We start from the raw sequence: 22,171 nt of genomic DNA, 5'->3' as shown, positions 1-22,171 counted from the left end.
ATGAGTGATGTACTTGCTGATCGTACCCCTCCGCATAATATAGAGGCTGAGCAGGCGGTTTTAGGGGCCATATTGATTGATCAAGATGCGTTAACTTCAGCATCAGAGTTATTGGTACCTGATTCGTTCTATCGAACGAAACATCAAAAGATTTTTGAAGTCATGCTTGGGCTATCTGATAAGGGAGAGCCGATTGACTTAGTAATGATGACATCAGCAATGGCTGATCAAGGATTACTAGAAGAGGTTGGTGGGGTTTCTTACTTAGCAGAGTTAGCAGAAGTTGTGCCAACTGCAGCTAACGTAGAATATTACGCACGCATCATCGCTGAAAAGGCGCTTTTACGTCGTTTAATTCGCACGGCGACTCATATTGTATCGGATGGATACGAGAGAGAAGATGATGTGGATGGTCTTTTAAACGAGGCTGAGAAAAAAATATTAGAAGTATCCCATCAAACGAATGCAAAAGCATTCCAAAACATTAAAGATGTTCTTGTAGATGCTTATGACAAAATTGAACTTTTGCATAATCAAAAGGGTGAAGTTACTGGGATACCAACTGGGTTTACTGAATTAGATAAGATGACAGCAGGCTTCCAACGAAATGATTTAATTATCGTGGCAGCACGTCCATCAGTAGGGAAAACGGCATTTTCATTAAATATTGCACAAAACGTAGCGACGAAAACGGATGAAAATGTAGCGATTTTTAGTTTGGAGATGGGTGCTGATCAGCTTGTTATGCGTATGCTTTGTGCAGAAGGGAATATTGATGCACAAAGACTTCGTACTGGTTCATTAACTTCCGATGATTGGGCAAAATTAACAATGGCAATGGGGAGTCTCTCAAATGCTGGTATATATATTGATGATACGCCAGGTATTAAAGTAAATGAGATTCGAGCAAAATGTCGTAGATTAAAGCAAGAACAAGGTCTTGGTATGATTTTGATTGACTATTTGCAGCTTATTCAAGGAAGTGGGAAATCAGGTGAGAACCGTCAGCAGGAAGTATCTGAGATTTCTCGTACCTTAAAAGGGATTGCGCGTGAATTGCAAGTGCCTGTTATTGCTTTATCACAGTTATCTCGTGGTGTAGAATCTCGTCAAGATAAACGCCCGATGATGTCTGATATTCGTGAATCTGGAAGTATTGAGCAGGATGCTGATATTGTAGCTTTCCTATATCGTGAAGACTACTATGATCGAGAAACGGAAAACAAAAATACAATTGAAATTATTATTGCAAAACAACGTAACGGTCCAGTAGGTTCAGTGGAACTTGCATTCGTCAAAGAGTTCAATAAGTTCGTTAACTTAGAACGTCGTTTTGAGGATGGACATGCTCCACCGGCATAAAGGCAGTATAAAAAAGAAACACATTTCTTATAATAAGATGTGTTTCTTTTTTTTTATAAGAAAGATAAGGCTTTCATAAGTTAAATATATAATTCTTACGAACGAAAATGTTTTTTTGTGAAAAAATGTTCGCTTTTCGGTTGACTTCTCTTTCGGTTTTGGTACAATTATATTGTTTGAATAGATCGTTTGAAAATTGCGGAGGTGCTTTAATAATGTCTTCAGTAGTAGTTGTAGGAACACAATGGGGCGACGAAGGAAAAGGTAAAATCACTGATTTTCTTTCTGAGCATGCGGAAGTAGTTGCAAGATATCAAGGTGGAAATAACGCGGGACATACAATTGTTTTCGGCGGAGTTAAATATAAATTACACTTAATTCCATCTGGTATTTTCTATAAAGAGAAAATTTGTGTAATCGGAAACGGATTAGTAGTAGATCCAAAAGCATTACTTGAAGAGTTAAAATACTTACACGATCGTGGTGTAAGTACTGATAATTTACGTGTAAGTAACCGTGCACATGTTATTTTACCTTACCACTTAAAACAAGATGAGTTAGAAGAAGCAAGTAAAGGTGATAACAAAATCGGTACAACGAAAAAAGGTATCGGTCCTGCATATATGGATAAAGCTGCTCGTATCGGTATTCGTATGGCTGATCTTTTAGACCGTGAAGCATTTAAAGAGAAGCTTGAGCGCAATTTAGTAGAAAAAAATCGTTTATTTGAAAAAATGTACGATACAGAAGGTTTCACTGTAGAAGAAATTTTCGAAGAGTACTTCGAGTACGGGCAACAAATCGCGCAATATGTATGTGATACGTCTGTTGTATTAAATGATGCATTAGATAATAATCACCGTGTATTATTTGAAGGTGCGCAAGGTGTTATGCTTGATATTGACCACGGTACGTACCCGTTCGTTACATCTTCTAACCCAATTGCTGGTGGTGTAACAGTTGGAACTGGAGTTGGTCCTGCGAAAGTTACTCGCGTTGTAGGTGTATGTAAAGCATATACAAGCCGCGTTGGTGATGGTCCATTCCCTACTGAGCTTCATGATGAAATTGGTCATCAAATTCGTGAAGTTGGTCGCGAGTATGGAACGACAACTGGTCGTCCACGCCGCGTAGGTTGGTTCGATAGCGTTGTTGTAAGACATGCACGTCGTGTTAGTGGTTTAACGGATCTATCATTAAATTCTATCGACGTTTTAACAGGTATTCCAACTCTTAAAATTTGTGTAGCTTACAAATACAATGGCGAAGTTATTGATGAAGTTCCAGCTAACTTAAACATTTTAGCGAAATGTGAGCCTGTATATGAAGAGCTTCCAGGTTGGGAAGAAGATATTACTGGTGTAAAATCATTAGATGAACTTCCTGAAAATGCACGAAAATACGTAGAACGTGTTTCTGAGTTAACAGGAATTCAAATATCTATGTTCTCAGTTGGACCAGATCGTAACCAAACAAATATTGTTCGTAACGTATACGAAGCTTAATTAACATTTTTTAGAAAAAACTCATGTCTGCATGAGTTTTTTCTTATTCTTTTATAAAAAAACAAAAAAAGTATTGCAATAAATACAGAATACATGTTATGATAAATCTTGTCGTCACGAAAATATGACGTTGGTGAGTATGAGCCATTAGCTCAGTTGGTAGAGCATCTGACTTTTAATCAGAGGGTCGAAGGTTCGAGTCCTTCATGGCTCACCATTTTATTTTTCGTGGCCCGTTGGTCAAGTGGTTAAGACACCGCCCTTTCACGGCGGTAACACGGGTTCGAATCCCGTACGGGTCATGTTTTTTTTTGCTTATTTTTGGTCCCGTGGTGTAGTGGTTAACATGCCTGCCTGTCACGCAGGAGATCGCCGGTTCGACCCCGGTCGGGACCGCCACTTTTGTTTATACCACCATTAGTGGTTTTATATATAGTTTTGGCTCGGTAGCTCAGTCGGTAGAGCAGAGGACTGAAAATCCTCGTGTCGGCGGTTCGATTCCGTCCCGAGCCACTCTCAGGATATTAAGTGGGCCCACTTAATATCCTTTTTATTTATGTAATTTTACAAAACTGAGTAGTTATTTTAAAATAGAACGAGGAGCCTCTAGCAGTTGAAGCTAGAGGTTTTTCTATAGATCGTATAGGATGCCGTGTAAAAGTGGATCATACATGAGTCTATGAGAATAGAGGAGAAAATACTTAAACAAAGGATGCGGTCATATAGGACATACTATGTAAACATCAATATGTTTAGGGATTATTGACCATATTTTTATAAGGAGGAAATAGACGATGATGGGAAAGAAAATTTTAGTAGTTGATGATGAAAAGCCGATTGCAGATATTTTGAAGTTTAACCTAGAAAAAGAAGGTTTTGAAATAGTAATGGCGCATGATGGTGATGAAGCAATTGAAAAGGCTAATGAAGAGCAACCAGATATGGTTTTATTAGATATTATGCTACCAGGTAAAGATGGCTTAGAGGTTTGCCGTGAAATACGTAAAAGCTCAGAAATGCCGATTATTATGCTTACAGCAAAGGACTCTGAGATTGATAAAGTATTAGGGCTTGAGCTTGGGGCAGATGATTATGTAACGAAGCCATTTAGTACAAGGGAATTACTTGCTCGTGTGAAGGCGAATTTACGCCGCCATCAACAAGGTGGTGCTGCGGAAAAAGAAGAAAATACAGAAATGGTTATTGGACCAATTGTGATTAATCCAAATGCATATAGTGTAACGAAGCGTGAGGAAAATATCGAGCTTACACATCGTGAATTTGAGTTGCTACATTATTTAGCGAAACATTTAGGACAAGTTATGACACGCGAACATTTATTACAAACAGTTTGGGGTTATGACTATTTTGGAGATGTGCGCACAGTAGACGTTACAGTACGTCGTTTGCGTGAAAAAATTGAAGATAATCCAAGCCATCCTACTTTAATTGTAACTAGACGTGGAGTAGGGTATTACTTGCGTGACCCAGAGCAGGAATAGTATATGAAGAAAGTTGGTTTTTTTCAATCTATTCATTTAAAATTTGTGCTTATATATATGCTATTAATATTAATAGCGATGCAAGTTATTGGAGTATATTTCGTAAGGGAATTAGAGAAGAGCTTAGTACAAGGTTTTAGGGATTCTTTAACGCAGCAAACAAACTTATTATCATATAATTTGAAGCAAGAGTTTAAAAAAAGTTATACAAAAGCAGAAACAGAGTCAACAGATGAAACGATTAAAACTTCAATTCGAAAATTTGCCTCTGATCAGAAGAAAGTTATACAAGAGGTAAGTGTATTTGATTCGCACAGAAAGTTACTGGCTATTTCAGATGAATCAAAGCAGAATAAGGTGAATCGAACATCAACTGATATAGCTGTTCAGCGAGTGTTAGTACAAAAAAAGCCGGAAGTGAAAATTGAGAAGGATGGTAGTACAGGTCATCGTGTTCAAGTTATGCTTACTCCGATTCTAGATGATAACGGTAAGGATGCGCTTGGTGTTATTTACATTGTGGCATCTATGGAAGATGTATATAAACAAATGAAGGATATAAATCAAATTTTTGCTACGGGAACAGTAATTGCTTTATTAGTAACGGCCGTACTTGGGATTTTATTGGCTCAAACAATTACAAGACCAATTTCAGATATGCGGAGACAAGCAATCGAAATGGCAAAAGGAAATTATTCGAGAAAAGTAAAAGTGCATAGCCATGATGAAATTGGACAACTGGCATTATCCTTCAATAATTTATCGAAAAAATTACAACAAGCTCGTTCTTCTACAGAAAGTGAAAGGCGTAAATTATCATCTGTTTTATCACATATGACAGATGGAGTAATTGCTACTGACCGAAAAGGGGATATTATTTTACTAAATGATCCTGCGGAAAAGATGTTAAATGTTTCTCGTGAAACAGCGCTCGATCAATCTGTTTTAGAGGTATTAGGAATACAGGAAGAATTTACGCTCGATCATTTATATGAAGAGCCAGATTCTGTTTTATTAGATTTTAGTACGAGAAACGAACCATATATTTTACGTGCTAGTTTCTCTGTTATTCAAAAAGAAACAGGGAAGGCAAATGGCTTAATTGCTGTACTATATGATGTAACAGAGCAGGAGCGTATAGAACGGGAACGCCGTGAGTTTGTAGCGAATGTCTCTCATGAATTAAGGACGCCATTAACAACGATGCGCAGTTATTTAGAGGCACTTACAGATGGAGCATGGCAGGATCCAAATATTGCACCACAATTTTTAACGGTTACACAAGAAGAAACAGAAAGAATGATTAGACTTGTAAATGCGTTGTTACAGCTATCTAAACTTGATAGTACAGAGCATCGTTTAATGAAAGAATGGGTCGACTTTACTGATTTCTTTAATAATATTATTGATCGCTTTGAAATGTCTAAAGAGCAAAATGTAAGTTTCAAACGATCTTTCTCTAAGAAATCTAGATTTATTGATATGGATACTGACAAAATTACTCAAGTGCTGTATAACATTATTTCTAACGCATTAAAGTATTCACCAGAAGGTGGAACAGTAACATATCGTTTACGTGATCGCGGTGATTTATTAGAAATTAGTGTAAGTGACCAAGGAATGGGTATTCCAAAAGAAAACGTTGATAAAATCTTTGAACGTTTTTATCGCGTAGATAAAGCTCGTTCAAGACAAATGGGTGGTACTGGGCTTGGATTAGCAATTGCAAAAGAAATGATTGAGGCACATGGTGGCTCTATTTGGGCGAAGAGTGAAGAAGGAAAAGGGACAACTATTTATTTCACGTTACCAATGGCAGCAGATGAAGAGGACGATTGGGAATGAGTATGGAAAACTTTAAAACAATAGTTTTAATTAACCTGGTTGTAATTAGCCTATTTCTTACTTTTAACCTATGGACGTATGTGCCAGATTCTACATCCATGCAAAACGCGAAATTTGTGCAGGGAAATGAAGGAATGAACCAAACTAAAATTTCCGATGTTGTCCGTCCTACTTCTATCATCGTGCATAAAGATAAAAATCATTATGGGAGCAGAAGAGAGGCAGATATAGAATCAATCTATAAGCCTCTGGAAGTAGGGGAACTACATGATTTTAAAGAGATATCAATCACTAAGGGGGATTTCCTTTCATATGTGCATGGTGAAGGGAAAGTTGAACTTGTTTTCCCTACCGATATCCCATTTGATGCAGTAAAATCCATGTTTAACATGAAAGAGAAGAGTACAGATAAGCCTAAACATTTTAATCGTATTCTCCTCGATCCTTCTCGAAGTAAGGATCAAGAAATTAAAATTAACTTTGTTTCTGATGGTGATAACTTTAAAATATACGAGGCAAAATTAAGTGGCGTGTATTTAAAAGATATTGTAAATGCCCAAAATCAATTTATAGTATCAGCAAAGCCTTATTTTGATTATCAACTTAATGATATGAAAAAGTTATTTTTACCAGATGGAACGACAGAGTTAAACAATATAACATATATTTCATCTAATTTAGCAGTTGATACGTTTAAGAATGCTCTGTTTAGTGATCCTCGTTATTTAAGTCCGATTACCGAGATGTCGAAAGAAACATTTACAGATGGTATTAGATCCATGGAAATTGAAAACGATCGTCACATGCTAAAGTATAAAAACTCTTCTGTCTTAACTGAGAAAACGATAGATAATTTAATGCTTTTACAAAAAAGCTTTGAATTCGTAAGTGGTCACAGTGGAAGTTTGGATTCATATCGTTTGGACTATATGAATAAAGGAGAGACAGTATTTCGTTTAAATGAAGATGGATATTCAGTATTCAATGAAGATGGATTAGCTGAATTGAGACAAATATGGGGATCAGAAGAAGTAATGGAATATGAAAGACCGTTGCTGTCTTTAAATACTAAAGGTATAGAACAGAAGGTTACTCTTCCGTCAGGGCATGTTGTAATAGCATCTCTAGAAAATAATCCAGAGATAAAGAAACAAGTAATTAAGGATATTGGTATTGGATACAAGTTATCACTAGATGGACAAGTAGTTCGATTACAACCAATTTGGTATGTAAAGCTTGTTGAAGATGAAACAGGTAAACAGAAAATCTATGAGTGGAGTGAGGGAGGACTAAATGGATTGGGATCGGATTAAAACCATATTTATTGTGACCTTTTTTGTTTTGGACCTCTTTCTCATTTTCCAATTCATTCAAAAGCAAGATAGTAATCAATTGGAGCTTATTGCAGAAACAAAGATAGATCAAGAATTAAAAGCAAACAAAATTACGATGGGAAATATCCCTAAAGAACCGAAAAAAGAGTCATTTATTAGAGCGGAAAATAAAGCTTTTAAAGAAGAAGATATACAGTCTTTGAAAAATCAAACAGTGCATATACAAAATATGTACAAGATAGAAAGTAAGCTAAAAGAGCCTTTTTTAAATACGAAATCATTATCAAAAGATAAGTATAATGAATTTTTGAAGAACTATGTATTGGATGGACAAAAGTATGAATTTGGAGCGGTGAAAGACTCTAAAATTTATTTCTTCCAAAAATATAAAGATAAGCCTATTTTCTATAATAATCAGGCGATGATTGTTGTGGAATTAAATGAAAAAAATGAACTTGTTTCATATACGCAGACAATGCTAACTGATTTAAAAGAAATGGGCGAAGGTGAAAAAACGAAAGAGCAAGAAATTATTACGGCTCAAACAGCTTTAGAAAATTTGTATTTAAAAAATAAAATTCATGGAAATACGCATGTTAAAGAAGCGCAAATTGGTTATGCCACTCTTACCGCATCTACTTCTAATAACCAAGTACTGGCTCCAACGTGGAATTTGAAAACGGAGCAGAAGCAGGACTTCTTTGTGAATGCAATTGAAGGACAAGTTATGGAATTAGGAGAAAAGGAAAATCAAGTGGTTGATGAACATACTGGAGTGAGAAAGAATGGGGTTGCATTTTAGCGTACTTGCAAGTGGAAGTACAGGAAATATGCTATACGTAGGAACCGATGAAAAAAAATTACTAGTCGACGCAGGTTTAAGTGGTAAAGCAACAGAGGCTTTATTTAAACAAGCAGAACTGAATATAAATGATGTATCAGGTATTCTTGTAACGCATGAGCATAGTGATCATATTAAAGGATTAGGTGTACTGGCACGTAAATATGATTTACCTGTTTATGCGAATGAGAAAACATGGAATGCAATGGAACATTTAATAGGAAATATCCCAACTGAACAAAAGTTTATTTTCTCAGTTGGTGATGTGAAAACCTTTGGTGATATTGAAGTCGAGTCATTTGGAGTTTCTCATGATGCGGCAGAACCGATGTTTTATGCTTTCCATAACAATAATAGGAAGTTAGCGCTTATTACAGATACGGGATACGTAAGTGACCGTATGAAAGGCGTTATTAAGGGAGCTAATGCTTTCGTATTTGAAAGTAATCATGATGTAGAAATGCTTCGTATGGGACGTTATCCATGGAGCATTAAACGACGTATTTTAAGTGACGTTGGGCATGTTTGTAATGAGGATGCTGCATTAGCGATGGCAGATGTAATTACAGATGAGACAAAGCATATTTATTTAGCCCATTTAAGCTTAGATAATAACATGAAAGAACTAGCGCGTATGTCAGTATCACAAGTACTAGAGGAAAAAGGATTTGGAGTGGGTGAATCCTTTGAAATTCACGATACAGATCCAAAAATGCCTACAAAAATTCAATACGTATAATTCTTCATTTTAGTAAACAATAAAGGTGAATATAGTTGTTTTCAGGAAGATAGGTGAACAAATATGTCCTTTATTGATGAAGAAAATTATCGTATGAAACGTGCAGGAAAAAAGAAGCATAAAGGTATAGTTCTTTCTAGTATAGCGGGAACAATTGTAGGAGCTTCTTTATTCGCGTTTGGAGCGCCTTTATTTTCAAATTCTGCTGATACGCTTCCGCAAGCTGAAGCAAGCGGAAGTAATATGGCCGAAGCTCAAGGGATTAAACAGATTAGCTTTGTAGATGCTGTTGATCGTGCATCTGAAGCTGTTGTGGGTGTTATTAACATTCAACGAGATAACTTTTCAGAGGCAGATTCAGAGGCCGGTACAGGATCAGGAGTAATTTATAAAAAGACAGATGGTCAAGCTTATATTGTAACGAATAATCATGTTGTAGCTGGAGCGAATCGTATTGAAGTAAGTCTAAGTGACGGTAAGAAGGTTCCTGGAAAAGTATTAGGAACCGATGTAGTCACAGACTTAGCTGTATTAGAAATAGATGCAAAGCATGTGAAAAAAATAATTGAAATTGGCGATTCTAATACTGTTCGCAGAGGAGAGCCAGTTATTGCGATTGGAAACCCACTTGGACTGCAATTTTCTGGAACAGTTACACAAGGTATTATTTCAGCTAATGAACGTATTGTCCCTGTAGATTTAGATCAAGATGGACATTATGATTGGCAAGTAGAAGTGTTACAAACAGATGCAGCGATTAATCCGGGGAATAGTGGCGGTGCGCTTGTAAATGCAGCAGGACAATTAATTGGTATTAATTCAATGAAAATTGCTGCAAAAGAAGTAGAAGGAATCGGCCTTGCTATTCCGGTGACTAGAGCTGTTCCGATTATGAATGAACTTGAGAAGTATGGAAAAGTAAGAAGACCATATGTTGGGATTGAACTTAGGTCATTAAATGAAATTCCAAACTATTATTGGTCAAAAACATTACATTTACCAGGTACTGTAACAGAGGGAGTTTGTATTTTGGATGTGAAAAGTCCTTCGCCAGGTGCGGATGCTGGTTTAAGAGAACATGATGTTATTGTGGCGGTAGATGGAAAACCGATTCGCGATATTATTGGATTCCGTACGGCCTTATATGATAAGGAAATTAATGATAAAATGACTCTTACGTTTTATCGTGGCACAAAAAGAGTAACAACAACAGTGAAATTAGGCATTCAAAAGTATTAAAAACAGGAGGGCCTACCTCCTGTTTTCTATTGTAGAAAAGTGAGGTGAAGAAAATGAATTTACCTTGTTGTTTAGAGCATGTTGAATTAGCGTTAGATATTATTGTGGATGAGTGTGAAGTTGCGCCAGTTATCAACAATGTGGATAACTCGGAAAAAGAGAAAAAAACATGTGAATTTTGTCAAAATGAGGCGACATATGTTGTATCGAACACAGATTCTCACACAATATGTGGGTAGTATTTGTGGATATGTGGATAAGTTTTGTGGATAACATGTTTGTAAGGTGGAGGATACGTGTGAATATCTCGATTATTTCAATTGGGAAATTAAAAGAAAAATATTTGAAACAAGGTATAGCAGAATACTTAAAACGATTATCTGCATACGCAAAAGTAGAAGTAATTGAATTGCCTGATGAAAAGGCGCCAGAAAATTTAAGTGAAGCAGAAATGTTAATTGTAAAGGAAAAAGAAGGTATACGTATACTGGATAAAATTTCTGATGACACGCATGTGATTGCATTAGCTATAGAAGGAAAGCAAAAGTCATCAGAAGAATTCGCGATAAGTCTAGATCGCCTTGCTACATACGGAAAGAGTAAAGTCGCATTTGTAATTGGTGGATCACTTGGACTAAGCTCAGAAGTGATGAAGCGTTCAAATGAATCACTTTCTTTTTCAAAGATGACATTACCACACCAATTAATGCGATTAGTGTTGCTTGAGCAAGTGTATAGAGCGTTTCGGATTAATCGTGGGGAACCGTATCATAAGTAATGTATTCTATATAAAACACTGATATTATCATATTTATTTTATTATGCCTATAACTGGAGGCTATGTGAATGGTAAGTGATCAGACGAGATATTCTAGGCTCGCGAATATAACAAAAATAATAAATACGAAATTAGAACTACGTGACGTATTGCAGCGTGTGACAATGGCGATATCAGAGGAGATTGTTAGGTGCGATGCTGTTGGAATTTATTTACCCCAGGAAGATGGAACATTTAGAGGGTTTGCAGGAAAACCAGAGACTATAAATGGTGTAACGCTCGATACTCAAGTAATTGATCCTGAAATAGACTTACTGGCAAAAGAAGTTATTGAAACGAAAAGAACCATCTATATTCCTGATACCTCAAAGGATCATCGACCAGATCCGAGACCGGTTAATGCATTCAAAATTAAGTCCTTATTAGCTCTGCCTATCTCATTTGGGCAAGAGTTATTTGGTCTAGTTTTTTTATTTGATTATGGAATTCCGATGAACTTAACAGATTCAGAAATTCAAAGTGTTGAAGCTTATGTAAATATGGCTGCGGTTGCAATTCAAAACGCAAATAATTTAAAACAAAAGGAAAACCTTATTGCTGAGAAACAACTGTTACTAAATGTTACACGTGATTTATCGATGTGTTCCTCGATACAGGAGAGTTTTGATAAATGCTTTTTTTACCTAGAACAGATTTTAGAGAGTAAAAATATGACTGCTCATCTTCTAGATCCGCTAGATAAAACAACAATTAAAACAACGAAATTAAGTAAGGACTGTCATTGGACAGAAGCGGATTGGACAGAGAAAAGCTATGAAGCCAAGATCCAAGAGGTTATTCAAACAAAAAATATAGATAGTAAGGGTCTATTGATGATTCCATTGGTTTCAATGGGAGAAGTATTAGGGGTAATCGTCGTTGGCAAAGAAGGAAAAGCTCACAATTATGATGATTCCCAACTTCAACTAGCAAAATCTATCGTTGATGCCACAGCCCCTACGTTTTCGAATTTGTTGTATATGGATCAACTAGAGAGCATAGTGGAAGAGCGAACGAGAGAGTTAGCTGCTGCTAATGAAAAAGTTACAAGTGTGATTGAATGTATTACGGATGGATTTTTTATTTTAAATAATAAATGGGAATTTACGTACGTAAATAAGTACCAATATTTTCCGCAAAGAAAAACAGCAAAAGATGTATTAGGAAAGAATATATGGAATGTTTTCCCGAGTGAAATTGACACAGTTATGTATAAGGAATTTCATCGTGCGATGTCAGAGCGAACTACAGTTCATTTCGAATTTCTTTCTACTGCAGATGAATATTGGCACGAAGTTATTGCATACCCATATGATGATGGTATTTGTTGTATTTTTAAAAACATAACGGAAAAAAAGAAATATGAACAGGAATTGAAAAGATTATCCAATATAGATTTAATAGGGCAAATGGCAGCAGGTATCAGCCATGAAATTAGAAATCCAATGACAACAGTACTGGGATTTTTACAGTTATTAAAAGAAGAGAATACCTATGAGAAACATAATAAGTACTTTTATTTAATGATTGAAGAACTTAACCGTGCCAATTCTATTATTACTGAATTTCTCTCAATGGGTAATACAAGGAAATTGGATTTGCAGATGTTAGATTTAAATTCAATTATCCGCGATATTATTCCTTTAATAAAGATTGATACGTACAATCAAAATAAATATATTCAAGTCGATACAAATGACATTCCAGAATTACTTTTAAATCGTAATGAGATACGGCAATTATTAATGAATCTATATCGTAATGGCTTAGAAGCGATGAATACAGGGAAAGTTCTAACCATTAGCACTTACAAGGAAGGTCAAAATTGTGTGGTGCTTGCAGTGCGGGATCAAGGAAAAGGTATCAGGCCTGAAGTATTAGAGAAACTGGGTACGCCGTTTTACACGACCAAAGATAATGGAACTGGATTGGGGTTAGGTGTATGTTATGCCATCGCTGCCCGCCATAATGCAAAAATAGAAATTCAAACAGGATCGGAAGGCACTACCTTTTTTGTTAAATTTAATTATGAAAATAATAAAAAATAACCTTATTTAGAATAGTTACGATGAACCGTATCATAAATAAATTTATTCTTTGTATATAAAAGGATAAAAAGACCATTGGACAAAAATTACCGATGGTCTTTTAAATATTATTAGATGGTATGTAGATTTCCTAAAATAAGTATGTTTCTATTTCCATAAAAATATGCTGTAATATGAAGAGGAAAAAGTATAAGTAGTTAGAGAAGTGAGGAATTAAAGGTGAAGAAGTTTAAGAAGTTTTACTTGGAGATTACGAGTGTATGTAATCTTGCGTGTAGCTTTTGTCCGCCGACGGAAAGGCAGAAGCAATTCATTTCTGTGGAGGATTTTGCTAAAAGATTAGACCAAATTAAACCTCACACAGACTACATTTATTTGCACGTGAAGGGTGAGCCGTTGCTCCATCCGAAAATAGATCAACTATTAGACTTAAGTCATGAAAAAGGGTTTAAAGTTAATATTACAACGAACGGAACGTTAATTAATAAGAGAAGACATAGGCTGTTAAATAAGCCTGCGTTAAGACAAATGAATTTTTCACTGCATAGTTTTGATGGACATCCAGGTTCGCAAGATAAAGAGGGCTATGTAAGGAGTATACTTTCCTTCATTAGGGAAGCGACAAGTCAATCAGATTTAATTGTATCGTTAAGGTTATGGAATTTAACTCAGGATAATAAAACAAATGCTGAAATCCAGAAAAATAGAGAGTTATTATCTATAATTGAAAATGAATTTGATCTATCTTATCAAATTGAAGAGAAGCTTACACCAGGAAAAGGTATAAAAATTGCAGAACGTGTCTTTATTAATCAAGACTATGAATTCCAGTGGCCAGCATTACATGAGGAAGAGGATGATGGGAAAGGATTCTGTCATGGACTTCGTAATCAAGCGGGTATTTTAGCAAATGGAACAGTTATTCCTTGTTGTTTAGATGGTGAAGGGATTATTAACCTTGGGAATATTAATAATGATTCATTTTCTAACATTATTGAAGGTGAAAGAGCAACAAACATTGTCGATGGATTTTCGAAAAGAGTTGCGGTTGAAGAACTTTGCAGGAAATGTGGATATCGCAAACGGTTTGGGAAGTAAATATGAAATAAGCCCTCATTAAAGCGAGGGCTTATTTTTTTATTCTTGATAAGAATGCTCTAATTCATCAATTAATGAACCAACGTAAGAAACAGCTTTACGGATTGCATCTGGTTTTGACATATCTACTCCGGCATGTTTCATTAGTTCAAGTGGTTTCATTGTACCACCAGCACGAAGCACATCTAACCAGCGATCAATAGCAGGTTGTCTTTCCTCTTTAATCATTTGAGCTACTGCAGTGGATGCAGTGAGGCCTGCGGAATATGTATAAGAATATAGACCCATATAATAATGAGGTTGACGCATCCAAGTTAAGCCTGCACCTTCATCGATTTCTACAGAATCTCCCCAGAATGTCGATAGGACATTCGTTTTGATTTCAGTTAAAGTTGTAGCTGTAAGGGCCTGTCCTTCTTCTGCTAGAGCATATACTCTACGTTGATATTCACCCTCAAGTAAGTGAGTAACAAAGTTGTGATAATATGTGCCAAGTAGTTGCAGAATAACCCATCTGCGCATTCTCTTATCGTCAGTAGTCGCTAGTAAATGCTGAGCTAATAGTAATTCATTCATAGTTGATGGTGCTTCAACAAAGTACATAGATGGGCGTACGTTCATAATACGTTGATTTTTATTTGCTAAATAAAAATGACCAGCATGTCCAAATTCATGTGCTAATGTAAAGCATCCGCGCATCGTATTTTGCCATGTAATTAAAATATAGGGATGAGAGCCGTATGGACTTGAGCAAAATGCTCCTGTTGATTTACCTACGTTATCTGCAAGATCTACCCATCTTTCTTTGAATCCTTTTTCGATTATGGAACTATATTCATCGCCTAATATTTTTAAAGAATCTTGAATGAGCGTGCCTGCGTCTTCATAAGTAATCGACGGATTAAATTCGGGATCTAAAGGTGCATGTAAGTCACAGAAAAGCATTTGATCGAGTCCTAATACTTTCCTTTTTAAATCTGCAAAACGGCGCATATGAGGTGCTAGTTCTTTATAAATAATATCAAGTTGGTTGTTATACATTTCAAGTGGAACCTTTTGTGGTTCTAATAGCATATGGGTAACGGATTCATATTTACGTAAACGAGAAAGTGTTACTTGTTTTTTTACTTCAGTAGCATATGTTGTGGCAATTGTATTTTTATATCGGTTTAGTGTGGAAACAAATGATGAATATGCTTTTCGACGTATATATGTGCTTGGAGAAAATTCATATTTGCTTTCAACTAATGAGAATGAAACAGGAAGTTCGTTTCCTTGTTCGTCTTGTATAGAAGTGAAATCCATATCGGCCAATTTAGTCATGCCGTAAATTTTGTATGGAGAACTATGAACTTCGCCAAGTGCAGCAAGTGCTTCTTCTGTTTCAGGAGAGAGTGTGTGCTGTCTTTTTTGTAGTATTTCTAGTAACGATTTACGGAAAGGTTCAAGTTTTGTTTCTTCAGTTAAATATTTTTCAATTGTTCCTTCGTCGAATGAGAGGATTTCATTATGAATAAAGGATAGTGCAGTATGTACTTTCGTCCATAAAGCAGAAATTTTGGAAGAGTTCGCTTGAATACTTGGATTTGTACGATCAGTAGATTCTTTTAAATTTGCATATGAGTATAGTTTTGTTAACGTCATTAAAAGCTCTTCTTCTAAAAGTAGGCAATTTAATAAAGTGTGGGAGCTAGTATGTAAATGCCCTTTAAATGAATCAAGTTTCTGTATATCATTTTCCAATGCGTTTAATGCAGCATGCCATTCGGCATCAGAATTATACAAATCGGATAAATCCCATGTTAGTTCAGCAGGTACCTCTGCGCGATTAAGGCGATTTTCCATTACATTTTTCAAGTCGTATCTCCTCCTTATTAAGACCATCTAAACACATAATACTAGAAAATTCAGTTAATTAAAATGTTTTACATTTTTATATACAAAAAAGAAGGACAAGCATGAAAATGCTTGTCCTTCGAGTTAATTTAAGAATTAATATACTTTGTCACCATTGAAAATCGAGTTTTTCACGACAACATAATCTACAGTACGAATAGCGTCTAATTTTGTTCCGCCAGCGTAAGAGATAGAAGATTGAAGATCTTGTTCCATTTCGATTAACGTATCTTCTAAAGAACCTTTATGCTCAACGAACATTTTCTTACCTTCAACGTTTTTCTTCTCACCCTTTTGGAATTCAGAAGCAGAACCGAAGTATTCTTTATAAAGTTTGCCATCTCTTTCAATTGTTTCCCCTGGAGACTCTTCGTGACCAGCGAATAGAGAACCGATCATGACCATAGTTGCCCCAAATCGAATAGATTTAGCTACGTCGCCGTGTGTACGAATACCACCATCAGCGATAATTGGCTTACTTGCAGCTTTTGCACACCAGCGAAGTGCAGCTAGCTGCCAACCACCAGTTCCGAAGCCTGTTTTAATTTTAGTAATACAAACTTTACCAGGTCCAATACCAACTTTTGTTGCATCGGCACCAGCATTTTCTAATTCTCTTACCGCTTCTGGAGTTCCAACGTTTCCAGCGATAACGAAGCTCTCTGGTAAATGTTTTTTAATATGTTGAATCATGTTGATCACAGCATTAGAATGACCGTGTGCGATATCAATCGTGATATATTCAGGTGTAAGTTGCTCAGCAGCTAATTGTTGTACGAATTCATATTCGTCCTCTTTTACACCAACGCTGATAGAAGCGATTAATCCACGTGATTGCATATCTCTAATGAATGAGATTCGTTTCTCTGGTTGGAAACGATGCATGATATAAAAGTAGTTGTTCTCAGCTAAATAAGTTGCAATTCTTTCATCAATAATCGTTTGCATATTTGCAGGCACGACAGGTAATTTAAATTTATGTTTTCCTAAAGTGACAGTTGTATCACATTCAGAGCGGCTATTTACAATACATTTTGCAGGAATTAATTGAATATCTTCATAGTCAAATACGTTTTCCATCATTTACACCCCTAAAATACGAATATTTTATTTTTATTAATCAAAAATGTTCGTCCATAGGATAATTTACATTATTTTTATTAAGAAGTCAAAGGATTTCTTAACATTTTTTAAAAAAGTAGATTTTACATCTAAAAAAAAACGTTAAAAACGAATTTAAAACGTTTTTTTGTTTTTATTGTTCGTTTATGGGAAGGGTTGAAAAATTAAGATAATTATACAAGGTTGTATGTATTCTTTTTATTTTTTTGAGTGGATGTAGGATACTATAATAAGGTTAATGCTAACAATACGAGAAAAAGATGTTATCAAGTAGTTGAACAATATATGAAATGAAAAGGTTTATTTCTATATAAAAAGATGAATCTGGCATGATTCACCTTTTATGTGAGGTTTCAAGTATAATAAGTAGGGTGATAGTAACGTATACAAAAGATAAAAAAGAAAATAATACAGAATAAAATGAGGTTAATATATGAGTAAAAAAAGTTTTTCTGATTATAAATTAAGTAAGGAAATTGTAAGGGCACTTACTGGGTTAGGGTATGATCATCCAACGGAAGTACAAGGTGAGGTTATTCCAGTTGCATTACAAAAGAAGGATCTTGTTGTGAAATCCCAGACTGGAAGTGGAAAAACAGCGTCATTTGGTATTCCACTTTGTGAAATGGTGGAGTGGGAAGAGAATAAACCACAAGCATTAGTTTTAACACCAACGAGAGAGCTTGCGGTACAGGTAAAAGAAGATATTACAAATATAGGTCGATTCAAAAGGATTAAGGCTGCGGCAGTTTATGGGAAATCTCCATTTGCAAGTCAAAAATTAGAATTAAAGCAAAAGACACATATTGTAGTTGGGACTCCTGGTCGTGTGTTGGATCATATTGAGAAGGGTACCCTTTCTTTAGAGTGTTTGAAGTATTTAGTTATTGATGAAGCAGATGAGATGCTAAATATGGGCTTTATCGATCAAGTAGAGGCAATTATTGATGAATTACCTACAAAAAGAATGACAATGTTATTTTCAGCAACACTTCCAGAAGATGTTGAGAAATTGTCTCGTACATATATGAATTCACCAACTCATATTGAAATTAAAGCGGCTGGGATTACGACGGATAAAATTGAACATACTCTTTTTGAGGTGATAGAAGACGAGAAGCTTTCACTACTTAAAGATGTAACAACGATTGAGAATCCTGATAGCTGTATTATTTTCTGCCGTACACAAGAAAATGTAGATCATGTATATAGACAATTAAAACGAGCTAACTATCCTTGTGACAAAATACATGGTGGTATGGTACAAGAAGATCGTTTTGAAGTCATGGATGATTTTAGAAAAGGAAAATTCCGTTATTTAGTAGCAACAGATGTAGCTGCGAGAGGAATTGATATTGATAATATTACACATGTTATTAATTATGATATTCCACTTGAAAAAGAAAGCTATGTACATCGTACTGGAAGAACGGGACGAGCTGGAAATAGTGGAAAAGCTATTACATTTATAACACCATATGAAAATAGATTTTTAGAAGAGATTGAGGAGTATATTGGATTTGAAATTCCAAAGGCAATTGGACCTTCAAAAGAAGAAGTTATGAAAGAGAAAGCTGCATTTGAAGAAAAGATACATGCTAAACCAATTATAAAGAAAGATAAAAATGCAGACATCAACAAAGGCATTATGAAGCTGTACTTTAATGGCGGGAAGAAAAAGAAAATTAGGGCGGTAGATTTCGTCGGTACAATTGCTAAAATTAAAGGTGTTACAGCAGAAGATATAGGCATTATTACGATACAGGATAATGTTTCTTACGTTGAAATATTAAATGGAAAAGGACCACTTGTCTTGAAAGTCATGAAGACTACAACGATTAAAGGGAAACAACTAAAAGTTCATGAAGCAATTAAGTAAATAAAAAACTATCCACTTTAATAGGTGGATAGTTTTTTATTTATGATTCTTTTAAATCATCCACTAGTTGCTCCGCTAAACGTCTATACATATTACTCATAGTCACGAAGGATGTTAGTAGTAGAAATTTTTCTAGCTTTGTATCTTCTAAGGAAGAAATCTCATTTACTTCTGTAACACGGTTATTTACGTCTTGTTTAAAGCTTTCGACATTGCTTTCAGTAAGAGCAAGATAATTTTTGTATAACGTATTTAATTCGAATGAATCATCATTTAATAAGGAGTCATTTATAGTTTCTAATGAACTTTTTATGTCGTTAATGGAGAGAGCTCCCTTTAATTGATAAATTAGGCTAATTAAAATCATATGCTCTTTTGAATACTTTTTATTTTTGATGGGGATGAATAGTTTTCCTTTTGCGTAATTATTAATCATCGTTTTGGTTAATACTTTTTCATCATCAGTTCTCGTTGTATCTGCATAAGTATTCTCAAATAGTTGAACAACTTGATCTACATATAAGTCAACATTTGGAATATCCTCAAGTTTAATGTTTTTTTCTAAATGCAATGTCTCAAGTAATTCATTTATATTTTCCACGTAGAATCCCTCACTTTTATAACTTAGTGGAACTTAATGTTTAATATATCTTTAAATATGGTATTACGAAACAAATGAATTGTAAATGTTGACCTTAAAAAGAAATGTGTATATAATTACATGTAGTTATTAAAACTACATGTAATTATATGAGGGGTGTTATTATGAATGCTTATGTAAGGGAACCAGTTAATGCATTTACTCACTTAGGTGGAGCGATATTATCATTTATTGCCTTATTAGCTATGCTTGTGAAAGTTTCTATCAAGATGCCATCATTTGCTGCAATTACAGCTGTTATTTTGTTTGGTATTGGAATGATGGTCCTTTATACGGCGTCAGCTGTGTATCATAGTGTTGTGGCCAATGAACGTGTTATTTACTTCTTTAGGAAGCTAGATCATTCTATGATTTTTATATTAATTGCAGGTACATATGCACCCTTTTGCTTAATTACATTAAATTCAGCAAGTGGTTTACTATTATTTTGTTTAGTCTATGCAACTGCGATTTGTGGCATTGTATTTAAAATGTTTTGGTTTAATTGTCCAAGATGGTTATCGACAGCAATTTATATTACGATGGGTTGGTTAATTGTGTTATTCTTTGCACCGTTAGCTGAGAATTTAAGTACAGGAGGCATTATTTTCTTAGTACTTGGGGGCATTTTTTATACAATTGGTGGATTTATTTATGGAACAAAGCCAAAATGGTTAGAGTTTAAATATATGGGGCATCATGAAATTTTTCATGTTTTTGTATTATTAGGTAGTCTTGCGCATTTTCTAAGTGTATATTGTTATGTAATTTAATAAAAAAACGCCACATAATAAAAATTATGTGGCGTTTTTTTATTAACTGATTAGAATCGTATATGTTATAAAATCATTATGGGATAAAATGTAAGTTTCTGTGTTCGCATGTTAAACATAGGATAAGAAATATGTGATATACTTTGAGAAGTTTATAATGAATGAAATATGGAGGACTATAATTATGGCAATACTTGTAACAGGTGGAGCAGGATATATTGGTAGTCATACATGTGTAGAATTACTAAATAGCGGTTACGAAGTTATAGTAGTGGATAACCTTTCGAATAGCTCGGTAGAATCTATAAATCGAGTGAAAGAAATAACAGGAAAACAATTTAAGTTTTATAAAGAAGATGTTTTAAATCGCGAAGCGCTTGACGCAATTTTTGAAGAAAATGCAATTGAAGCAGTTATTCACTTTGCAGGATTTAAAGCTGTAGGGGAGTCAGTAGCGATTCCATTAACATATTATCATAACAACATTACAAGCACGTTAGTGCTATGTGAAGTAATGCAGAAACATAATGTAAAGAAGATAATCTTTAGTTCATCTGCAACTGTATATGGTATCCCGGAAACGTCACCGATTACGGAGGAGTTTCCATTAAGTGCAACAAATCCATATGGTCAAACGAAATTAATGATTGAGCAAATTATGCGTGATGTAGCATTTGCAGATGCAGAATGGAGTATCGCGTTACTTCGCTATTTCAATCCATTTGGTGCACACGAAAGTGGGCGTATCGGAGAAGATCCAAATGGAATCCCAAATAACTTAATGCCATATGTAACGCAAGTAGCGGTAGGTAAGTTAAAAGAATTAAGCGTATTCGGAAATGACTATCCAACGAAAGATGGAACAGGAGTCCGTGATTACATCCATGTTGTGGACTTAGCAAATGGTCACGTAAAGGCGCTTGAGAAAGTACTGAGTACAACGGGAGTAGATGCTTATAACCTGGGCACAGGTATGGGCTATAGTGTACTAGAGATGGTTGAAGCGTTTGAAAAAGTTTCGGGTAAGAAAGTTCCTTATAAAATTACAGAGCGTCGCCCAGGTGATGTGGCAGTATGTTTTGCTGATGCATCGAAAGCAAAGCGTGAATTAGGCTGGGAGGCAACACGCGGATTAGAAGAAATGTGTGCAGATTCTTGGAAATGGCAATCAAATAATAAAAATGGCTATTTAGAAGTTTAATGATGAATATAAAAAAATGACCTTTGCATAAAAGCAAGAGGTCATTTTTTATTAATTTTATTAGCGAACCTAGAAAAGAACGTTCGCTGTTTTAAATGATGTGATTTTACAATATCTTATGCTAGAAGGTAGTAGAATGAGATAGAGGAATGTATTATTTTATTAATTTTTTATAGAAATTGAAAGCGTATTATTGAAAAGTATTCCAACACTTGTATCATTGCTAGAGTCCGTTTATAATCAAGGAATCCTAGTTCATGTTTTAATAGGATTATTTATTATTGAAAGCGTTTTAAGTTCGCTCCTTTTTGAGGTAGGAGGTCTGACTTA

At 35.1% G+C, this 22,171-nt stretch carries 18 protein-coding genes and 4 tRNA genes; 19 read left to right on the top strand and 3 right to left on the bottom strand.

Features of this window, described 5'->3' with window-relative positions; genetic code table 11:
- The 16 genes from dnaB to GBN91_RS16350 all read left to right on the top strand — a co-directional run bounded on the left by dnaB (position 1) and on the right by GBN91_RS16350 (position 14,330).
- Complete coding sequence (dnaB, locus tag GBN91_RS16425) at positions 1–1,362, top strand: replicative DNA helicase (protein WP_001286148.1); 1,362 nt, start codon at positions 1–3, stop codon at positions 1,360–1,362.
- 215 nt (positions 1,363–1,577) lie between these two features.
- Positions 1,578–2,867 (top strand): adenylosuccinate synthase, encoded by a 1,290-nt coding sequence (locus GBN91_RS16420; protein WP_000100238.1) that lies wholly within the window; start codon positions 1,578–1,580, stop codon positions 2,865–2,867.
- Positions 2,868–3,008: 141 nt separating this feature from the next.
- Positions 3,009–3,084, top strand: a tRNA-Lys gene (locus tag GBN91_RS16415).
- A 13-nt stretch (positions 3,085–3,097) separates the two neighbouring features.
- A tRNA-Glu gene (locus GBN91_RS16410) sits at positions 3,098–3,169 on the top strand.
- A gap of 21 nt (positions 3,170–3,190) precedes the next feature.
- Positions 3,191–3,266: transfer RNA gene (locus GBN91_RS16405), tRNA-Asp, on the top strand.
- Positions 3,267–3,307: 41 nt separating this feature from the next.
- Positions 3,308–3,380 (top strand) — tRNA-Phe (locus GBN91_RS16400).
- A gap of 281 nt (positions 3,381–3,661) precedes the next feature.
- Entirely contained in the window at positions 3,662–4,369 is a 708-nt protein-coding gene (gene walR / locus GBN91_RS16395; RefSeq protein ID WP_000971865.1) for a cell wall metabolism DNA-binding response regulator WalR, read from the top strand.
- Positions 4,370–4,372: 3 nt separating this feature from the next.
- Positions 4,373–6,214 (top strand): cell wall metabolism sensor histidine kinase WalK, encoded by a 1,842-nt coding sequence (gene walK / locus GBN91_RS16390; RefSeq protein ID WP_000755367.1) that lies wholly within the window; start codon positions 4,373–4,375, stop codon positions 6,212–6,214.
- On the top strand, positions 6,211–7,527 hold the full coding sequence (locus GBN91_RS16385; protein WP_000061560.1) for a YycH family regulatory protein: 1,317 nt from the start codon (positions 6,211–6,213) through the stop codon (positions 7,525–7,527). The genes walK and GBN91_RS16385 overlap by 4 nt, the downstream gene beginning before the upstream one ends.
- A complete protein-coding gene (locus GBN91_RS16380) occupies positions 7,508–8,350 on the top strand; it encodes a two-component system regulatory protein YycI (protein WP_000383740.1) in 843 nt (280 codons plus the stop codon). Before GBN91_RS16385 ends, GBN91_RS16380 begins: the two co-directional genes overlap by 20 nt.
- Positions 8,334–9,128: an MBL fold metallo-hydrolase gene (locus GBN91_RS16375; RefSeq protein WP_000522837.1), complete on the top strand. Its 795-nt coding sequence runs from the start codon at positions 8,334–8,336 to the stop codon at positions 9,126–9,128. The genes GBN91_RS16380 and GBN91_RS16375 overlap by 17 nt, the downstream gene beginning before the upstream one ends.
- Before the next feature lie 63 nt (positions 9,129–9,191).
- On the top strand, positions 9,192–10,367 hold the full coding sequence (locus GBN91_RS16370) for a S1C family serine protease (protein WP_000008031.1): 1,176 nt from the start codon (positions 9,192–9,194) through the stop codon (positions 10,365–10,367).
- 53 nt (positions 10,368–10,420) lie between these two features.
- Complete coding sequence (locus GBN91_RS16365; protein WP_001052827.1) at positions 10,421–10,606, top strand: CxxH/CxxC protein; 186 nt, start codon at positions 10,421–10,423, stop codon at positions 10,604–10,606.
- A gap of 59 nt (positions 10,607–10,665) precedes the next feature.
- On the top strand, positions 10,666–11,145 hold the full coding sequence (gene rlmH / locus GBN91_RS16360; RefSeq protein ID WP_001027000.1) for a 23S rRNA (pseudouridine(1915)-N(3))-methyltransferase RlmH: 480 nt from the start codon (positions 10,666–10,668) through the stop codon (positions 11,143–11,145).
- Between the two features lie 68 nt (positions 11,146–11,213).
- The gene (locus tag GBN91_RS16355) at positions 11,214–13,232 is read left to right on the top strand and encodes a GAF domain-containing sensor histidine kinase (RefSeq protein ID WP_000253117.1); all 2,019 of its coding nucleotides are present in this window, start codon (positions 11,214–11,216) and stop codon (positions 13,230–13,232) included.
- A 219-nt stretch (positions 13,233–13,451) separates the two neighbouring features.
- Positions 13,452–14,330: a radical SAM/SPASM domain-containing protein gene (locus GBN91_RS16350; RefSeq protein WP_000713633.1), complete on the top strand. Its 879-nt coding sequence runs from the start codon at positions 13,452–13,454 to the stop codon at positions 14,328–14,330.
- 39 nt (positions 14,331–14,369) lie between these two features.
- Here the strand turns inward: GBN91_RS16350 and pepF are convergent, their stop codons facing one another.
- Together pepF and guaC are read right to left on the bottom strand one after the other, a co-directional pair.
- A complete protein-coding gene (gene pepF, locus GBN91_RS16345; RefSeq protein ID WP_016123914.1) occupies positions 14,370–16,187 on the bottom strand; it encodes an oligoendopeptidase F in 1,818 nt (605 codons plus the stop codon).
- 135 nt (positions 16,188–16,322) lie between these two features.
- The gene (gene guaC, locus GBN91_RS16340; RefSeq protein WP_000432447.1) at positions 16,323–17,306 is read right to left on the bottom strand and encodes a GMP reductase; all 984 of its coding nucleotides are present in this window, start codon (positions 17,304–17,306) and stop codon (positions 16,323–16,325) included.
- Positions 17,307–17,781: 475 nt separating this feature from the next.
- On the opposite strand from guaC, the gene GBN91_RS16335 reads away from it, so the two are divergent.
- Positions 17,782–19,227 carry a DEAD/DEAH box helicase gene (locus tag GBN91_RS16335; protein WP_152121776.1) on the top strand — a complete coding sequence of 482 codons (1,446 nt, stop codon included), beginning with the start codon at positions 17,782–17,784 and terminating at the stop codon, positions 19,225–19,227.
- Between the two features lie 40 nt (positions 19,228–19,267).
- On the opposite strand, the gene GBN91_RS16330 is transcribed toward GBN91_RS16335, so the two are convergent.
- Positions 19,268–19,828, bottom strand: coding sequence for a DUF1836 domain-containing protein (locus GBN91_RS16330; RefSeq protein WP_000427879.1), 561 nt, complete (start codon positions 19,826–19,828; stop codon positions 19,268–19,270).
- Positions 19,829–19,992: 164 nt separating this feature from the next.
- Between GBN91_RS16330 and trhA the strand changes: the two genes are divergently transcribed.
- Together trhA and galE are read left to right on the top strand one after the other, a co-directional pair.
- Positions 19,993–20,640, top strand: a complete 648-nt coding sequence (gene trhA / locus GBN91_RS16325; RefSeq protein ID WP_000995363.1) for a PAQR family membrane homeostasis protein TrhA — start codon at positions 19,993–19,995, stop codon at positions 20,638–20,640.
- A gap of 184 nt (positions 20,641–20,824) precedes the next feature.
- The gene (galE, locus tag GBN91_RS16320; protein ID WP_000996540.1) at positions 20,825–21,841 is read left to right on the top strand and encodes a UDP-glucose 4-epimerase GalE; all 1,017 of its coding nucleotides are present in this window, start codon (positions 20,825–20,827) and stop codon (positions 21,839–21,841) included.
- The last annotated feature ends 330 nt before the right edge of the window (positions 21,842–22,171 follow it).

This window comes from Bacillus sp. B1-WWTP-T-0.5-Post-4, assembly GCF_009183795.1.
Classification (GTDB): domain Bacteria; phylum Bacillota; class Bacilli; order Bacillales; family Bacillaceae_G; genus Bacillus_A; species Bacillus_A cereus.
This window is presented reverse-complemented; position numbering and strand designations above follow the sequence as displayed.

Bases quoted from the DNA above. Each gene is read 5' to 3' on its own strand.
- GBN91_RS16335 (WP_152121776.1), top strand. From the start codon at position 17,782: ATGAGTAAAAAAAGTTTTTCTGATTATAAATTAAGTAAGGAAATTGTA.
- walK (WP_000755367.1), top strand. From the start codon at position 4,373: ATGAAGAAAGTTGGTTTTTTTCAATCTATTCATTTAAAATTTGTGCTT.
- GBN91_RS16355 (WP_000253117.1), top strand. From the start codon at position 11,214: ATGGTAAGTGATCAGACGAGATATTCTAGGCTCGCGAATATAACAAAA.
- guaC (WP_000432447.1), bottom strand. From the start codon at position 17,306: ATGGAAAACGTATTTGACTATGAAGATATTCAATTAATTCCTGCAAAA.
- GBN91_RS16375 (WP_000522837.1), top strand. From the start codon at position 8,334: ATGGGGTTGCATTTTAGCGTACTTGCAAGTGGAAGTACAGGAAATATG.
- dnaB (WP_001286148.1), top strand. From the start codon at position 1: ATGAGTGATGTACTTGCTGATCGTACCCCTCCGCATAATATAGAGGCT.
- galE (WP_000996540.1), top strand. From the start codon at position 20,825: ATGGCAATACTTGTAACAGGTGGAGCAGGATATATTGGTAGTCATACA.
- GBN91_RS16420 (WP_000100238.1), top strand. From the start codon at position 1,578: ATGTCTTCAGTAGTAGTTGTAGGAACACAATGGGGCGACGAAGGAAAA.
- GBN91_RS16380 (WP_000383740.1), top strand. From the start codon at position 7,508: ATGGATTGGGATCGGATTAAAACCATATTTATTGTGACCTTTTTTGTT.
- walR (WP_000971865.1), top strand. From the start codon at position 3,662: ATGATGGGAAAGAAAATTTTAGTAGTTGATGATGAAAAGCCGATTGCA.
- trhA (WP_000995363.1), top strand. From the start codon at position 19,993: ATGAATGCTTATGTAAGGGAACCAGTTAATGCATTTACTCACTTAGGT.
- GBN91_RS16365 (WP_001052827.1), top strand. From the start codon at position 10,421: ATGAATTTACCTTGTTGTTTAGAGCATGTTGAATTAGCGTTAGATATT.
- GBN91_RS16370 (WP_000008031.1), top strand. From the start codon at position 9,192: ATGTCCTTTATTGATGAAGAAAATTATCGTATGAAACGTGCAGGAAAA.
- GBN91_RS16385 (WP_000061560.1), top strand. From the start codon at position 6,211: ATGAGTATGGAAAACTTTAAAACAATAGTTTTAATTAACCTGGTTGTA.